The organism is Streptomyces sp. NPDC101234, from assembly GCF_044767525.1.
GTDB classification, from domain to species: Bacteria; Actinomycetota; Actinomycetes; order Streptomycetales; family Streptomycetaceae; genus Streptomyces; species Streptomyces sasae.
In genome coordinates, this window is sequence record NZ_JBIWOA010000042.1 from 1 (window position 1) to 18801 (window position 18801).

Sequence of the window (18801 nt, forward strand, 5' to 3'; positions counted from 1 at the left end):
CCTGACCAGAAGACCAGACACCCGGCGGCCCACAGCCACCGGGCACCCAGCCCTGCCCAAACACCACCTGACCTGCACCTATTTACGCGTCAGAGCGGCTCGAACTGACCCCGACGGCAACACTGTTGAACTCACGAGCAGCGGATTCAGTCCCTTTCGCCAAAGCCCTGAATCCACACTTCAGATGAGACATTTCCACAGGTCACAGACCTGCACAGTGGGGCGGGTGGGACTCGAACCCACGGCCGACGGATTATGAGTCCGCTGCTCTAACCGGCTGAGCTACCGCCCCACGGCGGCGTGTCGCGTACAAGTGTGCGCGCCGTCTGCCGCAGCATAGCCGCTCATACGATCTCCTGCTTCGGATGGTCGGCTTCTGCGGTCGTTCCCGACCTTGAGGACATCGTCGCAGGCCCAGCGGTTCCCGCGGACATGAAAAAGGACCCCGCAAGGGGCCCTCGTTCAGCATGCTCCCCCGACTGGACTCGAACCAGTAACCTGCCGGTTAACAGCCGGCTGCTCTGCCAATTGAGCTACGGAGGACCGAGCTCCCCCGACTGGACTCGAACCAGTAACCTGCCGGTTAACAGCCGGCTGCTCTGCCAATTGAGCTACGGAGGAATGCCTCGTTGCATCGAACGTACCTACCTGGGTATTCGCCAGGGGGCGCTCGCTCGCTGCGACACATACATTAGCGCAAGCAGGGGGGTGCTCCGCCAATCGGTACTCCTCCACGAGACTCCCCATGAGGGAAGGGTGGCCGTCATGCGCTACAAGCTCACGTTCGTCGTCGGGCTCGCTCTGGGTTACGTGCTCGGGACCAGGGCCGGACGCGAGCGCTACGAGCAGCTGAAGAAGTCCGCCCGCCAGGTCGCCCAGAACCCCGCGGTCCGCAACACCGCGGAGACCGCCGCCCAGCAGAGCCGCGAGATCGCCGGCAAGGCCTTCCACTCGGTCAGCGCAAAGGTCGGCGACCGTATGCCCGACTCGGTGGCGTCCCGGGTCCGCTCCCTGCGCGAGCGCAGCCAGGCCGACGGAGCCGACGACTGGGGCACCAGCAACACGTAGCGTCCACTTCTCGACGCGGCCGGCCCCAACCCCCCAGGGGCGCGGGGCCGTATCGATTTGCGGCTCCGCCGCACGGGCGCGACCAGCCCCCACGCACCCGCACCCGACACCCGGCCCTCCCCCGAACGGCTCCCGTCGGCCAAACCACAGCGGAGCGTGCGGCAGAATTTCGGGCATGGGGATAGTCGCCGGGTTGGACAGCTCACCCGATTTCACTCGCATCGTGGTCTGCGACGCGGACACCGGTGCGGTGCTCCGCCAGGGATACGCACCGCACCCGGTCGAGACGCCGGACGGCGCGGCGCGCCCCAGTGACGTCGACCCGCAGGCCTGGCTGCTCTCCCTCGGCGAGGCGGCCGGCGGCGGGCTCCTGGAGGGCGTGCAGGCCATCGGCGTGTCCGCGCAGCAGAACGCGGTGGTCCCGCTGGACGCCCAGGGCAACACCGTCCGCCCGGCCATGGTCGGCGGCGACAAGCGCGCCCAGGTCGCGGCGGCCGATCTCATCGACGCGCTCGGTGGGCGCGAGGCCTGGGCGCAGGCGGTGGGGACCGTCCCACAGGCCGGGCATCCGGTCACCAAGCTGCGCTGGCTGGCGAGGACCGAGCCGGAGAACGCCCGGCGGACCGCCGTACTGCTGCAGGCCCATGACTGGCTGGTGTGGCAGTTGCTGGGGCGGCCGGTCAGGAGGACCACCGATCGTGGGGGCGCCTCCGGGACCGGGTACTGGTCGGCGGCCACCGGCGGGTACCGGCCGGACCTGGTCGAACTCGCCCTGGGGCATCAGGTGATGCTGCCCGAGGTGATCGGGCCGTCCGACGCGGCCGGTACGACCCCGGAGGGGCTGCTGATCTCCGCGGGGACCGGCGAGACGATGGCCGCCGCCTTCGGGCTGGGGATCGGGTTCGGGGACGCCGTGGTGTCGTTGGGCGCCTCGGGGTCGGTCATGGCCGTGCACCCGGAGGCGCTCTCCGACAGCTCCGGCATGATCACCTCGCTGGCCGACGCGACCGGCATGCATCTGCCGGTCGTCACCACGCTCAACGCCGTACGGACCCTGCGCGGCACCTCCGAGCTGCTCGGGCTGCCCGATCTGGAGAGCCTGTCCGACCTGGCGATGAAGTCGACGCCCGGCTCGCACGGGCTGGTCATGCTGCCCTACCTGGAGGGCGAGCGGACGCCGAACCTGCCGCACACCGCCGGGACGCTGGCCGGGCTGCGGCGGGAGTCGATGAAGGCCGAGCATCTCGCGCGGGCCTCCTTCGAGGGGATGCTGTGCGGGCTCGCCGACGCGCTGGACGTGCTGCGCGGGCGCGGGGTGGAGGTACGGCGGGTCTTCCTGCTCGGCGGGGCCGCCGAGCTGCCGGCCGTACAGGCGGCGGCGCCGATGCTGTTCGGCGCGCAGGTCGTCGTACCGCAGCCGGCGGACTACGCGGCGATCGGGGCGGCCCGGCAGGCGGCCTGGGCGCTGGGTGTGTCGCAGGGCACACTGGACCCGCGCAACCCGCCGATGTGGCAGGGTCCGGCGGCGCAGGTGCTGGAGCCCGGGGACGAGCTGGCGGTCGGACAGGCGGTGCGGCAGCAGTACGTGTCGGTGCGGGAGCAGACCCATCCGGGGGCGTTCCGGTCGTAATGCCGCGAAGCACATCTGCGCTGCCGGGTTAATTCGGTTGAGGTAACGCGGGTGGAGTGTCGGACGATAGGGGCCTAGGGCAAGCGATCCCGCCCGTTCGGGCAAGCGACCCCGCCCCCACCGCCGACTCCGAGAGACGTAGCGTGCTCATACGACTTCTGCGGACCTATCTCAGGCCCTACAGGAAACCCATCTCCATCCTGGTGCTGCTGCAGTTCCTGCAGACCTGCGCCACTCTCTACCTGCCCACGCTCAACGCACACATCATCGACAACGGCGTCGTGAAGGGTGACACGGATTACATCCTGTCCTTCGGCGCCCTGATGATCGGCATCTCGCTCGCTCAGGTGGTGTGCAACATCGGTGCCGTGTACTACGGCGCCAAGACCGCGTCGGCGCTCGGCCGCGATGTGCGTGCCGCCGTCTTCGACCGGGTGCAGTCCTTCTCCTCGCGTGAGGTCGGTCACTTCGGGGCGCCCTCGCTCATCACCCGTACGACGAACGACGTACAGCAGGTCCAGATGCTGGTCCTGATGGCGTTCACCCTGATGGCGTCGGCGCCCATCATGTGTGTCGGCGGGATCGTGCTCGCCCTCGGCCTGGACGTTCCGCTGTCCGGGGTGCTGGTCGCCGTCGTACCGGTGCTGGGTATCTCGGTGACCCTGATCGTGCGCCGGCTGCGGCCGCTGTTCCGGGCCATGCAGGTGCGGCTGGACACGGTGAACCGGGTGCTGCGCGAGCAGATCACCGGCAACCGGGTGATCCGCGCCTTCGTTCGCGACGAGTACGAGCAGGGCCGGTTCGGGAAGGCCAACGGCGACCTGACCGAGATGCAGCTCGCCACCGGCAACATGCTGGCGCTGATGTTCCCGATCGTCATGACGACGGTGAACGTGTCGTCGATCGCCGTGGTCTGGTTCGGCGCCCATCGCATCAACAGCGGCCAGATGGCGATCGGTGACCTGACCGCGTTCCTCGCCTACCTGATGCAGATCGTGATGTCCGTGATGATGGCCACCTTCATGTTCATGATGGTGCCGCGCGCGGAGGTCTGCGCCGAGCGCATCGAGGAGGTCCTGGACACCGAGTCCAGCGTCGTCCCGCCGCTCGCCCCGGTCACCGAGCTGCGCCGGCACGGCCATCTGGAGATCCGCGGCGTGGGCTTCTGCTATCCGGGTGCCGAGGAGCCGGTCCTCAAGGCCGTCGACCTGGTCGCCCGGCCCGGCGAGGTGACCGCCGTGATCGGCTCCACCGGCAGCGGCAAGTCCACCCTGCTCGGTCTTGTGTCCCGGCTCTTCGACGCCACGGACGGCCAGGTCCTCGTGGACGGTGAGAGCGTCTCGGAGCTCGACCCGAAGCTGCTCGCGAAGACGGTCGGCCTGGTCCCGCAGAAGCCGTACCTGTTCGCGGGCACCGTGGCCACCAACCTGCGCTACGGCAACCCGGACGCCACCGACGAGGAGCTCTGGCACGCGCTGGAGGTGGCGCAGGCCAAGGGCTTCGTCGAGAAGCTGGAGGGCGGGCTGAACGCGCCCATCGCGCAGGGCGGTACGAATGTCTCGGGCGGCCAGCGGCAGCGGCTCGCCATCGCCCGTACGCTCGTGCAGCGCCCGGAGATCTACCTCTTCGACGACTCCTTCTCCGCCCTCGACTACGCGACCGACGCGGCCCTGCGCGCCGCGCTCGGCCGGGAGACCGCCGAGGCGACCGTCGTCATCGTCGCCCAGCGGGTGGCGACCATCAGGGACGCCGACCGGATCGTCGTCCTCGACGAGGGACGGGTCGTCGGCACCGGCCGCCACCGTGAACTCATGGCCGACAACGAGACCTACCGGGAGATCGTGCTCTCCCAGCTGACGGAAGCGGAGGCTGCCTGATGGCCGGGCCCATGGGACGCATGATGGCCGGGGGCGGCCCCGACACGCGCTCGATGGACTTCAAGAACTCGGGCAAACGACTGGTCGCCCGGTTCAAACCCGAACGCGTCACGATCTACGTGCTGCTGGTCTGCGTGGTCGCGAGCGTCACCCTCAACGTGATCGGCCCCAAGATCCTCGGCAAGGCCACCGACCTGGTCTTCGCCGGTGTCATCGGCAAGCAGATGCCGGCCGGCGCCACCAAGGACCAGGTGCTGGCGGGCATGCGCGAGCGGGGCCGGGGCACCGTCGCCGACATGCTCAAGAGCACCGACTTCACCCCGGGCAAGGGCATCGACTTCGGTCAGGTCGGCAACGTCCTGCTCATCGCGCTCTGTACGTACCTGGTCGCCGGCCTGCTGATGGCGGTGGCGACCCGGCTCGTCAACCGGTCCGTCAACCGCACGATGTACCGGATGCGCGAGGAGGTCCAGGCGAAGCTGTCCCGGCTCCCCCTGTCCTACTTCGACAAGCGCCAGCGCGGCGAGGTCCTCTCCCGCGCCACCAACGACATCGACAACATCGGCCAGACGCTCCAGCAGTCGATGGGCCAGCTCATCAACTCGGTGCTGACCATCATCGGTGTGCTCGCGGTGATGTTCTGGGTGTCCTGGCTGCTGGCTCTGGTAGCGCTGGCGACGGTGCCGCTGTCCTTCGTGGTCGCCACCCGCATCGGCAAGCGCTCCCAGCCGCACTTCGTGCAGCAGTGGCGTTCCACCGGCAAGCTGAACGCCCACGTCGAGGAGATGTACACCGGGCACACCCTGGTGAAGGTGTTCGGCCGCCAGGACGAGTCGGCGCAGCAGTTCGCCGAGCAGAACGACGCACTGTACGAGGCCGGGTTCAAGGCGCAGTTCAACAGCGGTGTGATGCAGCCGCTGATGATGTTCGTGTCGAACCTGAACTACGTGCTGGTGGCGGTCGTCGGCGGTCTCCGGGTCGCGTCGGGCGCGCTCTCCATCGGTGACGTCCAGGCGTTCATCCAGTACTCCCGGCAGTTCTCGATGCCGCTGACCCAGGTCGCCTCCATGGCCAACCTGGTGCAGTCGGGTGTCGCGTCGGCCGAGCGGATCTTCGAACTCCTCGACGCGGAGGAGCAGGAGGCCGACCCGGTGCCGGGCGAGCGCCCCGCCGAACTGCGCGGCCGGGTGGACCTGGAGCACGTCTCCTTCCGCTACGACCCCGAGAAGCCGCTCATCGAGGACCTGTCCCTGACGGTCGAACCCGGTCACACGGTCGCGATCGTCGGCCCGACCGGCGCCGGCAAGACCACGCTGGTGAACCTGCTGATGCGGTTCTACGAGGTCTCCGGCGGCCGGATCACCCTGGACGGCGTCGACGTCACCCACATGTCCCGGGACGAACTCCGCGCCGGGATCGGCATGGTGCTCCAGGACACCTGGCTGTTCGGCGGCACCATCGCGGAGAACATCGCGTACGGCGCCTCCCGCGAGGTCACGCGGGGCGAGATCGAGGAGGCGGCGCGGGCGGCCCACGCGGACCGGTTCGTCCGCACCCTGCCCGAGGGCTACGACACCGTGATCGACGACGAGGGCACGGGCGTCAGCGCCGGTGAGAAGCAGCTCATCACCATCGCGCGGGCGTTCCTGTCCGACCCGACGATCCTGGTCCTCGACGAGGCGACGTCCTCGGTCGACACCCGCACCGAGGTCCTGATCCAGAAGGCGATGGCCAAACTGGCGGACGGCCGCACGTCGTTCGTCATCGCCCACCGCCTGTCGACGATCCGGGACGCGGACACGATCCTGGTGATGGAGAACGGTTCGATCGTCGAACAGGGCGCACACGCGGACCTGCTGGCGGCCGACGGCGCGTACGCCCGGCTGTACAAGGCGCAGTTCGCGCAGGCGGTGGCCGAGGTGGACTGAGGTGGCCGGGCGCGGGTGGGTGAACTTCTCACCCACCCGCGCTGAAGCGCCCCTTCAGGGGTGCTGGGGGTACCCCCGGCCGAAGGCTGGGGGAGGAACTGCGCGGCCGGCCCCCACGCACCCGCACCCGGCGTCAGTCCAGATAGCCCCTCAGCTGGTCCGCAAAAGCATGGTCCCGGAGCTTGTTGAGCGTCTTCGACTCGATCTGCCGGATCCGCTCCCGCGTGACGCCGAAGATCCGCCCGATCTCCTCCAGGGTCCGAGGACGCCCGTCGGCCAGCCCGTACCGCAGCTGTACGACCTTCCGCTCCCGCTCCCCCAGCGTCGACAGCACCGCCTCCAGGTGCTCCCGCAGGAGCAGGAACGCGGCCGACTCCACCGGGCTCGCCGCATCCCCGTCCTCGATCAGGTCACCGAGGGCGACATCGTCCTCCTCGCCGACCGGCGCATGCAGCGACACCGGTTCCTGGGCGAGGCGGAGTACCTCGCCCACCCTCTCCGGCGCCAGATCCAGGTGCGCGGCCACCTCGTCCGGTGTCGGCTCGTAGCCCCGCTCCTGGAGCATCCGGCGCTGCACCCGCACCACCCGGTTGATGAGCTCCACCACGTGCACCGGGACGCGGATCGTGCGGGCCTGGTCGGCCAGCGCACGCGACATCGCCTGGCGGATCCACCAGGTCGCGTACGTCGAGAACTTGTAGCCGCGGGCGTAGTCGAACTTCTCGACGGCGCGGATCAGGCCGAGGTTGCCCTCCTGGACCAGGTCGAGCATGGTCAGGCCCCGGCCGACGTACCGCTTCGCCACCGACACCACCAGCCGCAGGTTCGCCTCGATGAGGCGGCGTTTGGCCATGCGGCCCATCACGACCAGCCGGTCGAGGTCGAGGGCGAGTTCGCCGTCCAGGCCGGGGTCGGCGACCAGCTTCTCCTCGGCGAACAGGCCGGCCTCGACCCGGCGGGCGAGTTCGACCTCCTCGGCGGCGGTGAGCAGCGGGATACGGCCGATCTCGCGCAGGTACTGGCGGAACAGGTCCGAGGAAGGGCCGCCGGTGTCGGCGCGGGCGGCGGCGCGCGGTTCGGCGGGCTCCGGCTCCGGCTCCGCCGCGTCGGCCGTGAGCTCCTCCGGCGGCGGGCCCTCCGGCTCGGCCGAGGGCTCCCGCTCCGTCTCCGTCTCGGGGTGCAGCGCCACCCGGCTCTGCGGTGGCACACCGGCGTAGACGTCGGTCTCGGCTTCCGGCTCGTCCGTGAGCGTGCTGCTGTCTGTCTGGGTCAGGGTCTGGGTCTGCACGGGGGCGACCTCCAGGATGATCGCTGCCAGGGGGTGCGGCAGCGGTACTTCGGGAGCGGAGACGACGGCCTCGCCGCTGTCCGTCCCGTACGCGATGAGTGGAACGGCGGGGGTGTGGGACCCGTCCGGGACGGGCCGGCCGCGCTCCGAGGACTCAGGCACCGCAACCCAGTGTGGGGTAAGACACATCGCCGCCACGAGGGGCGTGCGGTGACTTTTTGCGTCCGGCTCGTGACCGCCTGCTCAGAGAGCGGCGGCGCCGTGTGCCCGCAGGGCCTGGTCGTACTGCTGGAGCACCCACAACTCGTTCTGTACGGCCGCGAGTTGTGCCGGGTCGGCGTTGCTGCCCAGCCGGGTGAGGGTGATCTGGATCTCGTGGATACGGCGTTCCACGGCCCGGCGGCGGACGGTCACGAGTTGCTCGCCCGCGTAGTTCTCGTCGACGGTGCGCCGCATGATCGCCTCGACGGCGAGTTCCGTGACCATGGCGCGGACGGTGTCGTCGGGTGCCGTATCGCGGACCCGGACCAGGTACTCCTGCGAGTCCTGGACGCCGTACTCGGCGCCGCCCGCCTCCATGATGGCCAGGCGTACGGCCGCGTAGGGCTCGGCGGTGAACTCGTCGATGCCGTAGGCGTCGAAGGCCGGGGAGACCAGCTCCGGGCGCTGCAGGGCGAGTTTCAGCAGCTCGCGCTCGGTGGCGAAGACGGCGTTGCGCAGGTTGAGGGCGGGGCCGGAGACGGCCGGGCGCGAGGCGCCGTTGTCGTACGACGGCTGCTGCGGGCCGCGTCCCGGGGCGGAGTTCCTGCCGCCGCCGGCGCCGCCCTTCTCGCGGGCCCAACGGGCCAGCTGGGCCACCCGCTTGACCACGAACTGGGTGTCGAGGATGCCGAGCATGCCGGCGAGCTGGACGGCGACCTCGTGCTGGGCGCCGCTGTTCTTGATCCGGGCGACGATCGGCGCGGCCTCGTCCAGGGCGGCCGCGCGGCCCGCCGGGGTGTCCAGGTCGTAGCGGGCGACCATCTGACGGAGCGCGAACTCGAAGAGCGGGGTGCGGGGTTCGGCCAGGTCGGCGACCGCCTCGTCGCCCTTGGCGAGGCGCAGCTCGCAGGGGTCCATGCCGTCGGGGGCGATGGCGATGTAAGTCTCTGCGGCGAACTTCTGGTCGTCCTCGAAGGCGCGCAGGGCCGCCTTCTGGCCGGCCGCGTCGCCGTCGAAGGTGAAGATCACGCGGGCCGAGCCGTTGTCCATCAGCAGCCGGCGGAGGATCTTGATGTGCTCGCCGCCGAAGGCCGTACCGCAGGTGGCGATGGCCGTCGTCACGCCGGCCAGATGGCAGGCCATGACGTCGGTGTAGCCCTCGACCACGACCGCGCGGCTGGACTTCGCGATGTGCTGCTTGGCGAGGTCGATGCCGTACAGGACCTGGGACTTCTTGTAGATCGCGGTCTCGGGCGTGTTGAGGTACTTGGGCCCGTTGTCGGCCTCGTACAGCTTGCGGGCGCCGAAGCCGACGACCTCGCCGCCGATGTCCCGGATCGGCCACATGAGGCGGCCCCGGAACCGGTCGATGGGCCCGCGCCGGCCCTCCTGCGACAGCCCCGACAGCAGCAGCTCCTTGTCGGTGAAGCCCTGGCCGCGCAGATAGCGGGTGAGGTGGTCCCAGCCCTGGGGGCTGTAGCCGACGCCGAAGTGGACGGCGGCGGCCTGGTCGAAGCCGCGCTCGGCGAGGAAGAGGCGGCCGGTCTCGGCCTCGGGGCTGGTGGCGAGCTGCTCCGCGTACCAGACGGCGGCGGTCTTGTGCGCCTCGACCAGCCGGATCCGCTCGCCGCGCTGGTGGGCCGGGTTGTACCCGCCCTCCTCGTAGCGCAGGGTGATGCCGGCCAGGCCGGCCAGTCGCTCCACCGCCTCCGAGAAGGAGAGGTGGTCCACCTTCATCACGAAGGTGAGGGTGTCGCCGCCCTCCTGGCAGCCGAAGCAGTGGAAGAGCCCCTTGCTCGGGCTGACCTGGAAGGACGGCGACTTCTCGTCGTGGAACGGGCACAGTCCCTTGAGGTTCCCGCCGCCCGCGTTGCGCAGCTGGAGGTACTCGGACACGACGGCGTCGATCGGGACCGCGTCCCGTACCGCCTTCACATCCTCGTCATTGATCCGTCCAGCCACGGGTGAATTCTACGGGGGCGGACCGACAGTCCCGTCGTCCGGAGAGAGCCCTGGGCCGTCAGGGCAGCAGGCTGTCGAGGGGGGTCTTCGGGTCTGCGAGGGCCTCGGTGTTCACCGGTTCCGCGCTGCGGACGAGCTTCTGGATGTCCTCTGTGACATCCCACACGTTCACGTTCATCCCGGCCAGCACCCTGCCCTCCTTCAGCCAGAAGGCGATGAACTCGCGCTTGCCCGCGTCGCCCCGGATGACCACCTCGTCGTACGACCCGGGCGGCGCCCAGCCGCTGTACTCCACGCCCAGGTCGTACTGGTCGGTGAAGAAGTAGGGCATGCGGTCGTACGTCACGTCCTGGCCGAGCATCGAGCGGGCCGCCGCCGGACCGCCGTTCAGCGCGTTGGCCCAGTGCTCCACCCGGAGCCGGGTGTCGAACAGGGCGTGCGGGAAGGAGGCCACGTCACCGGCGACGAAGATGTCCGGGTCGGACGTCCGCAGCCGTTCGTCGGCGACGACGCCTCCGCCGTACGCCCGGTCGGCGATCTCCAGCCCGGCCGCCTCCGCGAGGCCGATGCGCGGCGCCGCGCCGATCGCCGCGAGGACGTCGTGCGCCGGGTGCTCCTCGCCGTCGTCGGTGCGGGCGGCGAGGACCATGCCGTCCTGGCCGACGATCTCGGTGAGCTGCACCCCGAAGTGGAAGCGGACCCCGTGCTCCCGGTGCAGCTGGGCGAAGACGTTGCCCAGCTCGGGCCCGAGCACGCCGTGCAGCGGGGTCGGCCCGTGGTCGATGACGGTGACCTCGGCGCCGTACGTCCGCGCCGCGGCCGCGACCTCCAGGCCGATCCAGCCGGCGCCCGCGATGACGAGGTGCCCGTTGTCCCGGCCGAGGGCGGCGAGAACCCCCTTGAGGCGCTCGGCGTGGGCGAGGCGGCGCAGATGGTGGACGCCGGCCAGGTCGGTGCCGGGGATGTCGAGGCGGCGGGGTTCGGCACCGGTGGCGAGCAGCAGCTTGTCGTAGTGGACGAGCGTGCCGTCGTCACCGAACCGGACGGTCTTCGCGGCCCGGTCGATCCGGTCGACGGTCTGCCCGAGGTGCAGTTCGACGTCGTTCTGCGCGTACCAGGCGGGCTCGTGCACGAAGACGGTGTCGCGTTCCTCCTTGCCGAGCAGGTAGCCCTTGGAGAGCGGCGGCCGCTCGTAGGGGTGGTCGCGTTCGTCGCAGATCAGTATCACCCGGCCGCTGAAACCCTCGGCCCGGAGCGTCTCGGCCGCCTTCGCGCCGGCGAGTCCGCCACCGACGATGACGAATGTCTGGTCCGCGTCGACCACTTGAAGCCTCCTCGTAAGGGTGCTGCCACATATGCCGCCCACATGCGCCGCACTGTGAGCCTCCCGCACGCAGCGTGATGCGGGAAGAGGGAGTGACCTCCACTGGCACGATCATGACCCGATCAGGCCACGGAGGGTCACCATTTGTTCACATACGCCCCGTCAGCCTCGCATGCAATGACCGCGCGGAGGCGTCGGTGAGCGAGGCGATCTGATCGACGATCACGCGCTTACGGGCCCGGTCGTCGCCCGCCGCGTCGAACAGGGCCCGGAACTGCGGGTCGAGCCCGTCCGGCGCCCGGGCGGTGAGCGCGTGCGCGAGTTCGGCCACGACGACGCGCTGATCGGCCCGGAGTCTCTCCTGCTCGGCGCGCTGCATGACATACCGGTGGGCGATCGCCTTGAGCACCGCACACTCCGTCCGGGCCTCGCGCGGTACGACGAGTTCGGCGCCGTAGCGGGTGAGCCGGCCGCCGCCGTACGCCTCGCGGGTCGCGCCCTCCGCGGCCAGGCAGAAGCGGCCGATGAGCTGGCTGGTGGCGTCCTTGAGGCGGGCCTGGGCGACCGCGGTGCCGTCGTAGGAGTCCGGCCACCACTCCTCGCCCTGGAGCCGGTCGAGGGCGGCGGCGAGTTCGGCGGGGTCGGTGCCGGCGGGCACGTACCGGCCGATGGCCACGGCGAACACCTCCTGCCGTTCGGCCTCCGCGTACAGGCAGTTGGGGTCGATATGACCGGCGTGCAGGCCGTCCTCTACGTCGTGCACGGAGTAGGCGACGTCGTCGGACCAGTCCATGACCTGGGCCTCGAAGCAGGTGCGGGTGCCGGGGGCCTCCTTGCGGACCCAGTCGAAGACCGGCCGGTCGTCCTCGTACACACCGAACTTGGGGGACGCCGGGTCGGTGGGGTGCGCGCCGCGCTGCCACGGGTACTTGGTGGCGGCGTCGAGGGCGGCGCGGGTGAGGTTGAGGCCGACGGAGCCCTCCGGGGTGAACCGCTTGGGCTCGATACGGCTGAGGAGCCTCAGTGACTGGGCGTTGCCCTCGAAACCGCCGCAGTCGTCGGCGAACTCGTTGAGCGCCTGTTCGCCGTTGTGGCCGAAGGGCGGGTGACCGAGGTCGTGCGAGAGGCAGGCGGCCTCCACCAGGTCCGGGTCGCAGCCGAGGGCCGCGCCCAGCTCACGGCCGACCTGGGCGCATTCGAGGGAGTGGGTGAGACGGGTGCGGGGGCTGGCGTCCCAGAGCTGGGTGGCGGTGCCGGGGGTGACGACCTGGGTCTTGCCGGCGAGCCTGCGGAGCGCCGCGCTGTGCAGGATGCGGGCGCGGTCGCGTTGGAAGGCGGTGCGGCCGGGGCGTTTGTCGGGTTCGGGGGCCCAGCGGTCGGCTGACGCCGGGTCGTAGGCCGAAGGTGCGGGTGCGGGGACTGCCATGGTTCGACAGTACGGGGCGGTAGTGACAAATGGGTGTTTGGTGCGCCTGCTGATCTGCCGGGTTGGGTTGTCGGGCGGGTGCGGGTGCGTTGTGGCTTGTCGCGCCCACGCGGCGGAGCCGCACATTGCTGCAGCCCCGCGCCCCCGAAGGGGCGCGTTGCCGTGCCGTGTCTGCCCGGTGAGCCGCTTCTAGGCGGCTGCGCCGAGGGTCTGTGCGACGGACCGGCGGGCCGCGATGCGGGCGGGCACGGCGGTGAGGGCGGCTGTGACCAGCACGGTCGCGAGTGCGGCGCCGAACAGCCACCACGCCGGGGGGTACACCGTGTTCGCGGCGCTGAAGGGCCAGCAGAAGGCGATGCCCAGGGGGATGCCGACGACGGCGCCGGGCACGGCGGGCAGGAGTTGTGCGGCGGACAGCCCGGCCGTGACCTGTCCGGGGGTGGCGCCGAGTGCGCGTGCGACGGCCATGGTGTGCCGGGCCTCCCATGCCGTGGTCCACGTGGTCGTGAGGGTGTTCACGGCGGCGAGGACTACCAGCGCGGCGGCGACGGCGACGATCATGTGCCGGCTCTGCGCGTCCTTCAGGCTGCCCAGGTGGGGCGAGTCGATCCCGTAGCTCACCCGGCGCTGAACGAAGATCACCAGGAGTGCTGTGATCGTGATGACGGTGGCCGTGACGCTGCACGCCTGCAGGAACGCGCGGCCGGGCCGGCGGGCGATCAGGCGCAACCCGAGCAGGACCGGGACCGGCAGCACCGCGGCCAGTGGGGTCAGCCGGGCCCGCTGATCGGGGCGGCGTGGTGTGTCCGACAGGGCGGCGACGGTCTCGGTGCGCATGGCCCGCAGGGTCGGGCCGAGGGTGGTCAGGAGGGCCACGGCCAGGGCGACGACGGTGGTGACGGTGATGACGCCGCCGCTCGGCCCGGCGGAAGTGGTCAGCAGGCTTGCTGTGGGGTTGACGACGACGGGCTGGGTGAACCGCGCGGCCAGCAGACCGAGTGCGTCGGCGATCAGGGCCAGGGTCACGTATTCGGTGAGCAGGACGGCGGCGATGAGCCCGGGCGTGGCGCCGACCGCCTTGAGGAGTCCCACGCGGCGGGTCTGCCGGGCGGCGCGACCCGCGGCAAGGGTGGCCACGCCGGCGATCGCGAGGAAGCTCAGCAGCCAGCTGCCGACGACCAGGATGGGCTGGCTGCCCTCGATGATCGTGGCGTCCTGACCGATCATGAACTGCCAGCTCTGGAAGGTCGCGTGGACCGAGGGGCCGCGGTGCGCGTTCACGAACGCCTGGGTCGCGTCCGGGTCGCGCAGCTTCAGGTAGAGGAGAGAGGCCACCGGCAGATCCTCGGCGGCCAGCGCCCGGGTGTCCCGTTGGCTCATCCAGACCAGACCGCTGTAGTCGCTCGGCCCGCCCTCGGGACCGGTCAGCTGAGCGAACGGATAGACGGTCGTGGCAGCGCTCACGGCTGTCCCGACGACCGGCACCGAGCGGCCGGCGACGGTGACGCGGTCGCCGACCTGGACGCCCAGCGCGGCGGCGAAGCCGCGTTCGACCACGACGCCTCCGGGGCGTACCCAGGTACCGGAGGTCACCAGCGGGCGGTCCACCGGGCCCGGTTTCGCGGCGGCGGCCGTCACCACCACGTACGAGGTGGAGCCCTTCGCCGTGAGCTTCGAGTAGTAGTGGAGGTAGGGACCGCTGTGGGCGGCGACCGCGGGGTCGCCGGTCAGCGAGGCCTGGGTCGCGGTCGTGGCTGAGGAGTCGTCGGGGGAGACCGCCACCACGTCCGGCCCTGCCGTGACGGCGCGGGTGTGGCGGTAGAGCGTCTCGGTCGCACCGCCCAGCGCCCCGCCCAGGGCCAGCATGCCGGTGGCCACCGTGAGGGAGAGGAGAAGCATCGCGGCCTGGCCGGGATGGCGGCGTACGTCGGACCGGACGAGGCGGAGGACGAGCAGGATGCGGCCCATGACGGTCAGCCCTCCCACTCGAGGATGCCGTCCATCGGCTGTCCACGGTCAGCCGTCCGGGAGTCGTCGACGAGTCTGCCGTCGCGCATCGACACGAGCCGGTCCGCGGTGGCCGCGACCCGCTCGTCGTGCGTGACGATCACCAGCGTCTGCCCCGCCGCACGCAGGTCGTCGAAGAGCCGCAGCACGTCGAGGGTGGCCGCGGTGTCCAGGTTCCCGGTCGGCTCGTCGGCCAGCAGCACCAGCGGCTCGTTGGCCAGGGCGCGGGCGATGGCCGCCCGCTGGCGCTGCCCGCCCGACAGCTGCCAGGGCAGATGCCGGGCACGGTCGGCCAGCCCGACCTGCTCCAGCAACTGGTCCGCGCGACGCCGGGCCGCGCGCAGCGAGCCTCCGGCCAGCAGCACGGGCAGTTCCACGTTCTCCGCCGCCGACAGTTCCTCGACCAGGTGAAAGGCCTGGAAGACGAAGCCCACCGACCGGCGCCGCAGTTGGGCCAGGGCCCGTTCGCCGAGGGTGTCGATGCGCCGGCCGTCCAGCCACACCTCTCCGTCGGTGGGCCGCTCCAGGCCGCCCAGCAGGTGCAGCAATGTGGACTTACCGCATCCGCTGGGCCCCATGACGGCCAGCAGCTGTCCGGCCCGTACGTCCAGGTCGACACCGTCCACCGCGTGCACCAGGCTCTCCCCCTGGCCATGGGTCCTCGACAGGTCGCGGGCCCGCAGCACCGCGTCCAACTGGTTCATGCACCCTCGCTTTTGCTCTCGGCGTTCTCGGTCTTCGCCCAAAAGTGCTCGCAGGCCTGCAACCAGCGCAGGTCGGCCTGCAATCGCAGAGCGACGCCCTCCAGCAGCACACCGGCCGTCGAGCCGTCCGGCTCGGCCAGCAGCGCGCGTTGCGTCTGCCGCAGGCGTCCCATCAACTCGCGGCGATGCAGGTCCACCAACTCCACCGGATCGGCCAGCCGGGCCGCTCGCGCCACCGCGAGCTTCAGGTGCAGCTCGGTCAGGTCCTGCTTCGGCCAGTGCACCTCGGTCAGCCAGGCGGCCACCCGCTGCTGTCCCGCCGGGGTCAGCGCGTACACCTTCCGGTCCTGCGGCCCTTCCGCCGGTTCACGGACGACCAGTCCCGCCCGCTCCAGCCGGGCCAACGTCACATAGATCTGGCCCGCGTTCATCGACTCACCGAGCGGACCGAGTGCCCGCCGCAGCCACTCGCGCAGGTGGTAGCCGTGCGATGGCTCCTTCGCAAGCATCGCCAGCACCACGTCCTGCATACGTCCCCCTAACGGCTGGCCCATAGATAGCGGTTAGCCGTCAGAGGAGTCAACCGAGGCCCGGAGCAACGGCACGCCGGCGCCCCGGGACGGACACCCCAGGGCCTGCCCGACAACGCCCAGGACCGTAGCGACGACGCCTGTCGGGGGCGGTGCGGGACACGGTCCAGGACGCGCCGTCGGTGGCGGATGCTGCCGCCGGGCACGAGGATGGCGCTCTGGGCGGCGCGGCGACCCTCGGCGGTCAGCCCGATCCCCGCGCGGCGACCATCGGCCCCGTACCGGGTGCGTTCGACGAAGCCGCGTTTTCCCGTGCGGGTGACCAGCACCACCACACCCGCGCCCGGGGCGCACTCATCGACGGCTTCGACGGCTACAACCGCGCCTACCCCAAAGCCGTGAAGAACGCCCCGGCCTTCGTCTACCGGGAGTGGAACTGACAAGGCCGCCGGGATCATCAGTCACGGCGGCTGGGTCGCCGGAGCCCGGGCCGCCGAGGCGCTGCGGCTCGCGCCGAACTCCAGGTGGCCACGGTCCGCGCCCGGCCCACCATCTCGACACGCCCCTCGTTCCACACCGCGGCGCCTTCGTCCCCCAGGAGGGCCTCGACACCGCAGTGGGCGGCATGCTCGACCAGGTGATCGCCTGGTCCGGCGCGTCGCAACTGCCGGACACGGCCTAGGCGACTGCCGGCAGCTCGGCTCCCAGTGCTTGCTCGTAGCGGTGCAGGATCAGAGCCGCCATCGCGTCGTGGGCTCCGAGCGGTGCCGCCGCCATCCATGGGGCGTGGGCCGCGCACTCCGTCGCGAAGCGGCCGGGGGCCGTGAAGTAGGAGGCGATGGCGATGCGGTGGCGGCCCCTTGCCCTCAGGGCGGTGAGCGCCTCCTCGACCGTCGGGGTCGCCGCCGACGCGTAGGCCGGGACGACCGGGACGCCCAGGCGTTCCGAGAGGAGCTGGGCCGTGTGGTGGGTGTCGAGCCTGGACTCGGGGTCGCGGGAGCCCGCCGCCGCCAGGACCACGGCACTGGCGGGCCGGTGGCGCCAGCCCGCCTCCAGCAGGCGGGCGTGCAGGGTGTCGACCAGGAGGGGGTGCGGGCCCAGCGGGGCGGCGACGCGGGTCCGGGCCGGGGAGGCCGCCGCCATCTCCGGGATGTCCTGCTTGACGTGGTAGCCGCGGCTCAGCAGCAGCGGGACCAGTACGGCGGGGGTGTCCCCGAGGGCGGCGAGGGTGTCCGGGAGCAGCGGCTCGTTCAGCTCGATGTGACCGAGGTGCACGGGCAGACCGGGGCGCAGCTCGCGCACCCGGTCCATGAGCGCCCGCACGGTGCTGAGCGCCCGCGGGTCGCGGCTGCCGTGGGCCACGAGGACCAGGGCGGGCGGGCCGGGGCGCGGGGAAAGGTCGGTCACCGTCATGCGAGGATCCTCGCCGGACGAGATTGCACACCCGTTGCCTGACCGTCACGACTGTTTTCCGGCGCTTCACGTCACGAACCCGCACGGTGTGAGCGAACCGGAACATCCCGCGCTGCGTCCTCCAAGGTCGAAGCCCACAGGGGGGAACCACCGTATGAAGATCCGCCGACCGCGTCTGCCGCGCACCCTCACGGGCCGACGGCGCCTGATACAGGGCGTGATGGCCGGATGCGTACTGGCGCTGCTGCCGGTCACCTGGCTGTATGTGTCGACGGCCGGCCGGCTGCACACGGTGGCGGACGTGCCACGCACCGGCGTGGCGGTGGTCTTCGGCGCTGGCCTGTGGGACGGCGAGCCGTCGCCGTACCTCGCGCACCGCCTGGACGCGGCGGCGAAGCTGTACCGGGCGGGCCGGATCAAGGTCGTCCTGGTCACCGGCGACAACAGCAGGAAGGACTACGACGAGCCGGACGCCATGCGCACGTACCTCACGAAGCACGGGGTGCCGGCCGGGCGCATCGTCAGCGACTACGCCGGCTTCGACACCTGGGACTCCTGCGTCCGGGCGAAGAAGATCTTCGGCGTGGACAGGGCCGTACTGATCAGCCAGGGGTTCCACATCCGGCGGGCGGTGGCGTTGTGCGAGGCGGCGGGGGTGACGTCGTACGGGGTCGGGGTCGACGACAAGCACGACGTGACGTGGTACTACGGCGGGACACGCGAGGTCTTCGCGGCGGGGAAGGCGGCCCTGGACGTCGCCTTCGAGCCGGACCCCCAGTTCCTGGGGAAGAAGGAATCAGGGGTTGCGAACGCCCTGGCTGCAGCGCGCCGTTAGGGCGCGGGGAATCGCGGTACGACCGAGCGGCCCATGACCTGCTTGCCCTTGGCGTCCGGCTTCGGACTGCCATCCAGCTCGAACTCCGGGACACGGCCGGTACCGATGCCACTGAAGCCCTCGTGCACGTGCTTCCTGCGCCAGGCCGGCTCGTCAGACCCCGAGGTGAAGCGGGCGTTCCTGGCTGCGGCGAAGTCCCTCAGGGCCTGCTGCTGCACGTCCGCGTTCCCAGCTGCCGGCCACTCGTTCTGAGCGCGGGCTTCGGTGAGCCGGCGGCACTGCTCCGCAAAGCCGGGCGCGGACCTACGGCCGGGCCGCGAATGCGCGTGCTGCTCCATCGCCAGGTTCCACACGTACCGGGCGTGCGTGCAGTGCAGGAGCAGCTGCTCCGCCTGCCCGGACGTCGGGTACAGCCGGAAACGTGACATGCCATGAACCCAGCCACCCCGTTCCCCTCCCGCGTGTGTCTTCGATCAACACCACCCGTGAGAGTGACCGACACGCCATCCCCCTGCAAGGAACCCCCGGCCACAGGGCCCTCACCCCGCCGCCACCGACCGCCCGAGGCCACCCTCAGGTCCTTGGCCGGAGACGACGAACCGCCCTGA

At 71.0% G+C, this 18801-nt stretch carries 15 protein-coding genes and 3 tRNA genes; 6 read left to right on the forward strand and 12 right to left on the reverse strand.

Translation table 11 applies throughout. From position 1 onward, the window contains the following. Positions 1–218 precede the first annotated feature (218 nt). The 3 genes from ACIRR9_RS46455 to ACIRR9_RS46465 all read right to left on the reverse strand — a co-directional run bounded on the left by ACIRR9_RS46455 (position 219) and on the right by ACIRR9_RS46465 (position 621). Positions 219–292 (reverse strand) — tRNA-Ile (locus ACIRR9_RS46455). A gap of 178 nt (positions 293–470) precedes the next feature. Further along, positions 471–543: transfer RNA gene (locus tag ACIRR9_RS46460), tRNA-Asn, on the reverse strand. A gap of 5 nt (positions 544–548) precedes the next feature. Continuing rightward, positions 549–621, reverse strand: a tRNA-Asn gene (locus ACIRR9_RS46465). A gap of 144 nt (positions 622–765) precedes the next feature. Between ACIRR9_RS46465 and ACIRR9_RS46470 the strand changes: the two genes are divergently transcribed. The 4 genes from ACIRR9_RS46470 to ACIRR9_RS46485 all read left to right on the forward strand — a co-directional run bounded on the left by ACIRR9_RS46470 (position 766) and on the right by ACIRR9_RS46485 (position 6503). Beyond that, a complete protein-coding gene (locus tag ACIRR9_RS46470; RefSeq protein WP_123977158.1) occupies positions 766–1068 on the forward strand; it encodes a YtxH domain-containing protein in 303 nt (100 codons plus the stop codon). A gap of 175 nt (positions 1069–1243) precedes the next feature. Further along, positions 1244–2698, forward strand: coding sequence for an FGGY-family carbohydrate kinase (locus ACIRR9_RS46475; protein ID WP_403765207.1), 1455 nt, complete (start codon positions 1244–1246; stop codon positions 2696–2698). 143 nt (positions 2699–2841) lie between these two features. Further along, complete coding sequence (locus ACIRR9_RS46480) at positions 2842–4575, forward strand: ABC transporter ATP-binding protein (protein ID WP_384568735.1); 1734 nt, start codon at positions 2842–2844, stop codon at positions 4573–4575. Continuing rightward, positions 4575–6503, forward strand: a complete 1929-nt coding sequence (locus ACIRR9_RS46485; protein ID WP_403765209.1) for an ABC transporter ATP-binding protein — start codon at positions 4575–4577, stop codon at positions 6501–6503. The genes ACIRR9_RS46480 and ACIRR9_RS46485 overlap by 1 nt, the downstream gene beginning before the upstream one ends. 133 nt (positions 6504–6636) lie before the next feature. Here the strand turns inward: ACIRR9_RS46485 and ACIRR9_RS46490 are convergent, their stop codons facing one another. The 7 genes from ACIRR9_RS46490 to ACIRR9_RS46520 form a co-directional block, all read right to left on the reverse strand. After that, entirely contained in the window at positions 6637–7953 is a 1317-nt protein-coding gene (locus tag ACIRR9_RS46490; protein ID WP_403765211.1) for an RNA polymerase sigma factor, read from the reverse strand. An 81-nt stretch (positions 7954–8034) separates the two neighbouring features. Then, positions 8035–9954 carry a DNA primase gene (gene dnaG, locus ACIRR9_RS46495; protein ID WP_403765213.1) on the reverse strand — a complete coding sequence of 640 codons (1920 nt, stop codon included), beginning with the start codon at positions 9952–9954 and terminating at the stop codon, positions 8035–8037. A 58-nt stretch (positions 9955–10012) separates the two neighbouring features. Further along, positions 10013–11278 carry an NAD(P)/FAD-dependent oxidoreductase gene (locus ACIRR9_RS46500; RefSeq protein WP_403765215.1) on the reverse strand — a complete coding sequence of 422 codons (1266 nt, stop codon included), beginning with the start codon at positions 11276–11278 and terminating at the stop codon, positions 10013–10015. A 148-nt stretch (positions 11279–11426) separates the two neighbouring features. Further along, complete coding sequence (locus tag ACIRR9_RS46505; protein ID WP_403765217.1) at positions 11427–12704, reverse strand: deoxyguanosinetriphosphate triphosphohydrolase; 1278 nt, start codon at positions 12702–12704, stop codon at positions 11427–11429. Between the two features lie 189 nt (positions 12705–12893). Further along, entirely contained in the window at positions 12894–14672 is a 1779-nt protein-coding gene (locus tag ACIRR9_RS46510; RefSeq protein ID WP_403765219.1) for an FtsX-like permease family protein, read from the reverse strand. A gap of 5 nt (positions 14673–14677) precedes the next feature. Next, complete coding sequence (locus ACIRR9_RS46515; RefSeq protein ID WP_403765221.1) at positions 14678–15415, reverse strand: ABC transporter ATP-binding protein; 738 nt, start codon at positions 15413–15415, stop codon at positions 14678–14680. Further along, on the reverse strand, positions 15412–15945 hold the full coding sequence (locus tag ACIRR9_RS46520; RefSeq protein WP_403765223.1) for a PadR family transcriptional regulator: 534 nt from the start codon (positions 15943–15945) through the stop codon (positions 15412–15414). Before ACIRR9_RS46520 ends, ACIRR9_RS46515 begins: the two co-directional genes overlap by 4 nt. A gap of 182 nt (positions 15946–16127) precedes the next feature. On the opposite strand from ACIRR9_RS46520, the gene ACIRR9_RS46525 reads away from it, so the two are divergent. Further along, entirely contained in the window at positions 16128–16385 is a 258-nt protein-coding gene (locus tag ACIRR9_RS46525; RefSeq protein WP_403765225.1) for a hypothetical protein, read from the forward strand. A gap of 238 nt (positions 16386–16623) precedes the next feature. On the opposite strand, the gene ACIRR9_RS46530 is transcribed toward ACIRR9_RS46525, so the two are convergent. Then, positions 16624–17358, reverse strand: a complete 735-nt coding sequence (locus tag ACIRR9_RS46530) for a sirohydrochlorin chelatase (protein ID WP_403765227.1) — start codon at positions 17356–17358, stop codon at positions 16624–16626. A gap of 154 nt (positions 17359–17512) precedes the next feature. Between ACIRR9_RS46530 and ACIRR9_RS46535 the strand changes: the two genes are divergently transcribed. Continuing rightward, positions 17513–18193 (forward strand): vancomycin high temperature exclusion protein, encoded by a 681-nt coding sequence (locus ACIRR9_RS46535; RefSeq protein WP_403765229.1) that lies wholly within the window; start codon positions 17513–17515, stop codon positions 18191–18193. Here the strand turns inward: ACIRR9_RS46535 and ACIRR9_RS46540 are convergent. Further along, positions 18190–18621: a helix-turn-helix domain-containing protein gene (locus ACIRR9_RS46540; protein WP_403765231.1), complete on the reverse strand. Its 432-nt coding sequence runs from the start codon at positions 18619–18621 to the stop codon at positions 18190–18192. The genes ACIRR9_RS46535 and ACIRR9_RS46540 overlap by 4 nt on opposite strands. Positions 18622–18801: the final 180 nt, after the last annotated feature.

Bases quoted from the DNA above. Each gene is read 5' to 3' on its own strand.
- ACIRR9_RS46470 (WP_123977158.1), top strand. From the start codon at position 766: ATGCGCTACAAGCTCACGTTCGTCGTCGGGCTCGCTCTGGGTTACGTG.
- ACIRR9_RS46475 (WP_403765207.1), top strand. From the start codon at position 1,244: ATGGGGATAGTCGCCGGGTTGGACAGCTCACCCGATTTCACTCGCATC.
- ACIRR9_RS46485 (WP_403765209.1), top strand. From the start codon at position 4,575: ATGGCCGGGCCCATGGGACGCATGATGGCCGGGGGCGGCCCCGACACG.
- ACIRR9_RS46505 (WP_403765217.1), bottom strand. From the start codon at position 12,704: ATGGCAGTCCCCGCACCCGCACCTTCGGCCTACGACCCGGCGTCAGCC.
- ACIRR9_RS46510 (WP_403765219.1), bottom strand. From the start codon at position 14,672: ATGGGCCGCATCCTGCTCGTCCTCCGCCTCGTCCGGTCCGACGTACGC.
- ACIRR9_RS46515 (WP_403765221.1), bottom strand. From the start codon at position 15,415: ATGAACCAGTTGGACGCGGTGCTGCGGGCCCGCGACCTGTCGAGGACC.
- ACIRR9_RS46520 (WP_403765223.1), bottom strand. From the start codon at position 15,945: ATGCAGGACGTGGTGCTGGCGATGCTTGCGAAGGAGCCATCGCACGGC.
- ACIRR9_RS46530 (WP_403765227.1), bottom strand. From the start codon at position 17,358: ATGACGGTGACCGACCTTTCCCCGCGCCCCGGCCCGCCCGCCCTGGTC.
- ACIRR9_RS46535 (WP_403765229.1), top strand. From the start codon at position 17,513: ATGAAGATCCGCCGACCGCGTCTGCCGCGCACCCTCACGGGCCGACGG.
- ACIRR9_RS46540 (WP_403765231.1), bottom strand. From the start codon at position 18,621: ATGTCACGTTTCCGGCTGTACCCGACGTCCGGGCAGGCGGAGCAGCTG.